We start from the raw sequence: 5914 nt of genomic DNA, 5'->3' as shown, positions 1-5914 counted from the left end.
GAAAAGCCTCCGTGTATCGTTTATTGGGTTTGTATTGCATAAACACCTCTCAATTACTTCATTTGAAAGGTGTCCGTTTTTTTGGGGTCACATCAATCGCTAGGCAAGGCGAAACAAATTCCAAGTATTAAATAATTAATAAAACCATAGATACCGGCCCACCTCAGGGCACTCTCTCTTGCTGCGCAATTCACCTTGTCTGCCGGCATGACGAATACAAAAACGGCCCCTAATCAGGGCCGTTCTATATCCAAAAAAAATCAAACTATCAAACCATCAAACTACCCCCGCTTGCGATAACAACACCACAAACCCAGCAACAACAAAGCAATCACCACTGCCCATAACCATTTTAAAATATGGCAGGGTATGCAATCCTCTTCGCGCTCTGGCGGTGTGGGTGGCACTAAACTCACATAGCGAGTTGCTTCCCTAGGGGCAAGCTCACCACGATCGTTATAGCCTTGGCCTTGGTAAAACAACTTATAACTACCCGACTCCGCCGTTTGCATAAAATAACTAGTAAACGCCGCATCACCGGCTTCACTATCATCGTTCGTGCCGTCATCGTATAAACTCAGCGGGCCATATACCGTACCCGAAGGTGAGGTAATGGTGACGCGAGCTTGGGCATTGGGTGCTGGCCAACCCCTGTCGCTAAAACTAGCGTTCAGGTTGATTCTAGCGCCGGGTAGCATGCTAGAGGCCGTAGCACTAACGGCCATGCGGTAGTCGGATGATACCGCCGCCGCAAAACCTATAGGCACTATCCCTGCATTAGGGTTGTATACAGCGTCATTAGGCATTGGTGCATTATCGTGGGTTGCCGTACCGGGTACTTTTTTCGGCAAACCTTTAGCGGTTAAGCGCAACTGCCACAGGCCCACATAATCGCTGGCGTGAGCCAAGCTGGGGAAGACTACTCGCACTAGCCTATAGGTATCTCTAGCTAACTCATGCACGGCGACACCGCCTATAGACACACCAGGGATAATGATTTGGCCGCTAGGGCTAATCAACTCCAAGGCATAGTAGGGTCGCAACGACGGCACATCTAACACTAGGAATGTGGCGCTTTTATCGGAGCTAGTAATCGCCGCTTGCTGCACCACTATAGGCGCGGTGTTATTAAGATTAACGGGGACGGTAGGGTCCACCACTAATTCCATACCGGTGGCGTTAGCAAATATTTTGAAGTAGAAAGCTTCTAAATCAAAAATACTGGTGCCACTTAAATCATCCACTACTTGATGATAGCCGTTAGTGATATTGGTAATGGCCTGCAATTTGCCGGGCTCTATGTCGTTGCCCAAACCTATGCTGTACATTTTAATAGCGGGGTCGTTGGTTCTAACGATTTCCACAGAGGGGATAATATTAGGCGTTACGTTTTCTTTACCATCCGTCATCACCACCATCACATGCTTGCGGCCGCTAGGCGACCCTATCAACATGGTGCCTGCGCGCTGTATAGCGCCACCTATGCCTGTACCGCCACCAGCACTGAGGCCGTTAATCGCATTATGCGCATCGGTAACCTGCGCACCCTGCAAAGTATTTAGCGCTAACAACTGACTATTGGTTTCGTTGTATTGCACCAACCCCAACTTGTCTGCATCGGCAGCCGGTAAACCGTCTGAACGCTGGGCAATTAAATCGGTAAACAAATTAGCCGCGCGCTTCATGGCCGAGAGCTTGCTGCCTGCGGTGCCGGCAGCATCACTCATACTGCCACTGCGATCTAACACCGGCACGGCATCAATAGGTATGGGCGGTATGCCCTCGCCCATTAGCGTGACTATATCTTCGAGGTTGGTGGGGTCGTTGCCCGTTACCCGCATTTGCATGTTGTAGTTGCCGGTAACTAAAGGCTCAAACACCTGCTTAAACACGATTTGATTACCGGGAGTGACCACGGCAGCCCCTACTTCGCGGGTGGGCCACTGTGGCGCATCAGCGTCTAAAGGTAAGATGTCGGCCACGGTTACGTTGAGGTTGGCATCACCGGCATTGCGCACAATAATGGCCTTGGTAAAGGCAAAACCTAACTCAACTTGGTGATAATCCAATACCGTAGCATCCAGCAACATGCGCGGCTCGGGATGATGCGCCACTGCCGTAAAAGGGCAGAGCTTAACGGGCTCGTCGGGGTCGTTGGAGTCTATACGCAGCTGGCCACTATAAGTCGCCTCAGCACCGGCATTAGGCGCAGTAAAAGTCATTGCCACACTGCGTGAGCCGCTATTTAAAGGCGCCAAACTAGGCGCACCGTTAAGTGCAAAAGGGGCCAGCGCTGACAAGTTAACCAACTGCACATTGCTAATCACCAAGGGAGCGGTGCCAGTATTGGCATAGCTACGGCTAATGTTAATAGTTTCCGAGGTGGTCCAATCGGCCGTACCTAAATTGGGATTGCCCGAGCAACTAATATTGGGCACCGGTAACTCTACCGTGCAATTCACTGTTGCCGTGGGTGAGGCTACAGGCAAAGAAGGGTTAGTGCCGGTTACCGTAATAGTAGAGCCAAATATGCCCGCAGCAGGCCCTGCATTACAACGCACATTAAAACTGCTAGGCGCGGTGCCGCTGGGTGCCGGCCCTACTATAGAGAAATGCGCAGGGTCAGAAAAAGTTACCCCGGTAATGGTCACCGGTAAATCGCCGGTAGAGCTGATGCTAAAAGCTTTATTACTCGAACTACCACCCGCCAACACCGTACCAAAATTGTGACTGCCAGGGCTAAGGCTAATCGACGCCGTGCGGTTGTACTCTATGGTATAGCTGCCCACCCCCATACCAAAATAGGTGGTGCTGATTATATAGGTGCCGGCATTTAAAAAAACATCGCCGGTGTTTAGGCCATTGTTTAAGTTGGTGGACAGTGCAATTTGATTAAGCGGCTGCCCCGATTGATGCAGGTAAAAATCATTGCCCTCATTAGCTGCCGAGGGATTATAGTTAGCCGTCCAACGCACCGTTTGATTAGTGGCAATAGTAAAGGTATCGGTGCCACCGACTGAGTAAGTGTTATCGGGGTTTTTAGATTTGGTTGCCGTAATACTATCGGCAGCAAAAAGCGAACTGGAGCCTAGTAGCACCAGAGTGGCCATAAAGGTAAAACATAGTCCTCTATATAGTTTCCTACATAGCCCCCTATATAATCCCTTAAGCCGTTTTATTGTTATACCACGTTGAAAGTCCATGACCTTCTCCCTGTAAATACGTCATTGAAACCATTCTCGGTAGCCCTATGGCTATCGAGCCTATAGAACCTGACCTGCGCTGCATCAGTGAGCACAACATTACCCGGCACCACATCACACCGGACCAAACAACAACGAGCATTTAGCACAATAAATGAACAAGCGTCAATAACGGAAACCTTTAGCCGCGCCAGCCGGGTTTAGGCCATAGCACTACTAAAGTAACTTACTGGATGGGTTACAAGGTGAGTCAATAGCGGATGAAAGAGAACAATGAAACTAGCTAAGCCAGCTAGGGTTAACACGCCGTGATTAATTCAATACCTGCCCTAACACCTCAAAGGCAGCCCTAAGCGCGATAAACTGCTCATGGTCGCCACCGTGATCGGGGTGATGTTGCTTCGCCAAACGCCTATAACGTTGTTTAACCTCCGGCCAGCTGGCATCTGCGGGCAAATCCAACTGCTGAAACGCGGCCAGCTGTTTATCTTCTGCCCTATAGCGCTGCCAAAAACCCTTAAGCAATCGCTGCACATCTTGTTCGCCGGTGTCACTAAAATTAGCGAAATTGCCGTAGTACTCTGCCAACGCAGGCGACTCCAGCACATCAGCTAAGCTATTAGCCTTACTGTCTTGCAGCGAGGATAAATAAATACGCAATGGTGAGATGTGCAAATGCAAGCGCTCACTCAATAATTGCGCCTGCAGCTGATAAAGGGCATTCATAATTAAGAAGTGGCGTTGAAACAAAGCTAAATCGTTAGACCGGGCCGCCTCTTGGCCCGCTGGCAGTATCGCCTCAAACTCGCCCCGCTGTTGCAGCTGGCTGAGCAGCTCATGCTCGGTCATGGCAGCGCCCTGCTGTTTTAACAGCTGTAAAATAGGGATAGTGAGGGGGTTGTGCGCTATAGCCATTAATACCTGCCTGTTCTACTGCTAAATCAGCAAAAAAAAGATAACACAAAGCCATGCTAGCAATTGCTTTATTTAGCCTTTTGCTAAAAAATAGCGCCTTTCTACCACAGCACTAAAAACGCCACTACATTGGAACACAGATGCATATATGGGTCGATGCCGACGCCTGCCCCAAGGCCATCAAAGAAATACTGTATAAAGCAGCCAATCGCACCCAACTAGCGCTCACCCTAGTGGCCAACCATGCCCTGATCACCCCACCTTCACCCTATATTAATTGCGTACAGGTGGCCTCGGGCTTTGATGTAGCTGACGACCATATTGCGCAACAGGCTCAGCCCGGTGACATAGTGATTACCGCCGACATACCACTGGCAGCCGATATAGTCGCAAGAGGTGCCTATGGCATCAACCCGCGAGGCGAGGTGTACACTAAGCAAAATATTCAACAGCGGCTCACCATGCGCAATTTTATGGAAGAGATGCGCAGCACCGGCCAAGCTAGCGGTGGCCCGCCGCCACTGGACAATCGCGACAAACAAAGTTTTGCCAATAGCTTAGATAAGCTGCTGGCCAAAGCCAAACCTTAGGTACTCAAAATTTACTTATCTACATATCGAATAGTTACCGGAGTTAACACAGCATATGCTTAAAATTAACGAATACTTTGACGGCAAGGTTGCCTCTATCGCATTTCAAACCTCTAACCTGCCTGCAACCGTAGGTGTAATGGCTATAGGCAGCTATAAGTTTGGCACCACTCAAAAAGAAGTCATGACTGTTGTCAGTGGCGACCTAACCGTTAAGCTAGAGAGTGATGGCGAATGGGTGAATTACCAAGCAGGAGAGAGTTTTACCATTACTGCCAACTCATCATTTGACGTTAAAGTTATGATTGAAACCGCCTATTTTTGCACCTACGAATAAGTGTTGACACTAAATACCACCGTTACACTACGCGGCAAAATATTTCAGTTAAGAGCTAGTATGGTATGAATACTGCGATTCCCTTATGCCTCTGCGGCAGCAAGAAAAACTTCGCCGACTGCTGCCAGCCACTGTTAATAGGTGAGCAACAGGCGCAAACCGCTGAGCAATTAATGCGTTCGCGCTATAGCGCCTTTTGTAAGCATGATGTGGATTATCTTATTGCCACTCATCACCCTTCAAAACGTGAAGACGACGATAAAGAACAGCTTAGGAAAACTTTAGCCAGCTGCCGATGGCTGCGTTTACAAATAGTGCAAAGCCAACAAGGCCAGGCCAATGATGACAGCGGCACGGTAGAATTTATTGCCGAGTATCAAGAAAACAAACAACTGTTTCAGCTGTGCGAAAAATCGAGTTTTATTAAAGAAGATGGCCACTGGTATTACCTAGACGGCGCTGTTTCTAACAGCCACCAAGCCCAACCGGTAAAACTAGGCCGCAACGATCCATGCTGGTGTGGTAGTGGTAAAAAACATAAGAAGTGTCATGGGTGATGTAAGCTGTAAGCTGTAAAACAGCTGCCCCTGTGATGTGACCCCAAAAAAACGGACACCTTTCAAATGAAGTAATTGAGAGGTGTTTATGCAATACAAACCCAATAAACGATACACGGAGGCTTTTCGGCTCGAAGCCGTCCGGCGTTCTATTGAAACCCCTGGTACGCTGGCTCAGCTTGCGGTTGATCTAGACATTAACATCGGTCTACTGCATCGTTGGCGTAGAATTTATCTATCTGACAATAACATGCTGGTAGCCTCCTTGAAGAAAACACGCCCCCCTGAAAAAAGTTATAAGGCCCTTGAGGC

General features: G+C 48.8%; 6 protein-coding genes. 4 read left to right on the top strand and 2 right to left on the bottom strand.

The window, feature by feature from the left end:
* Positions 1–281: 281 nt before the first annotated feature.
* Both B067_RS0109515 and B067_RS0109510 read right to left on the bottom strand, forming a co-directional pair.
* Positions 282–3110: a choice-of-anchor D domain-containing protein gene (locus tag B067_RS0109515; protein ID WP_019529849.1), complete on the bottom strand. Its 2829-nt coding sequence runs from the start codon at positions 3108–3110 to the stop codon at positions 282–284.
* Positions 3111–3515: 405 nt separating this feature from the next.
* The gene (locus B067_RS0109510) at positions 3516–4118 is read right to left on the bottom strand and encodes a DNA-J related domain-containing protein (protein WP_019529848.1); all 603 of its coding nucleotides are present in this window, start codon (positions 4116–4118) and stop codon (positions 3516–3518) included.
* A gap of 140 nt (positions 4119–4258) precedes the next feature.
* On the opposite strand from B067_RS0109510, the gene B067_RS0109505 reads away from it, so the two are divergent.
* From B067_RS0109505 to B067_RS20050, 4 genes are all read left to right on the top strand, one after another.
* Positions 4259–4708 (top strand): YaiI/YqxD family protein, encoded by a 450-nt coding sequence (locus B067_RS0109505; RefSeq protein ID WP_019529847.1) that lies wholly within the window; start codon positions 4259–4261, stop codon positions 4706–4708.
* Between the two features lie 55 nt (positions 4709–4763).
* Positions 4764–5045, top strand: coding sequence for a pyrimidine/purine nucleoside phosphorylase (gene ppnP, locus B067_RS0109500; RefSeq protein ID WP_019529846.1), 282 nt, complete (start codon positions 4764–4766; stop codon positions 5043–5045).
* Positions 5046–5110: 65 nt separating this feature from the next.
* Complete coding sequence (locus B067_RS0109495; protein ID WP_019529845.1) at positions 5111–5602, top strand: YchJ family protein; 492 nt, start codon at positions 5111–5113, stop codon at positions 5600–5602.
* Between the two features lie 88 nt (positions 5603–5690).
* On the top strand, positions 5691–5914 hold a 224-nt coding region (locus B067_RS20050), incomplete at its 3' end, for a transposase (protein ID WP_019529844.1).

Source organism: Dasania marina DSM 21967 (assembly GCF_000373485.1).
GTDB lineage: Bacteria > Pseudomonadota > Gammaproteobacteria > Pseudomonadales > Dasaniaceae > Dasania > Dasania marina.
This window is presented reverse-complemented; position numbering and strand designations above follow the sequence as displayed.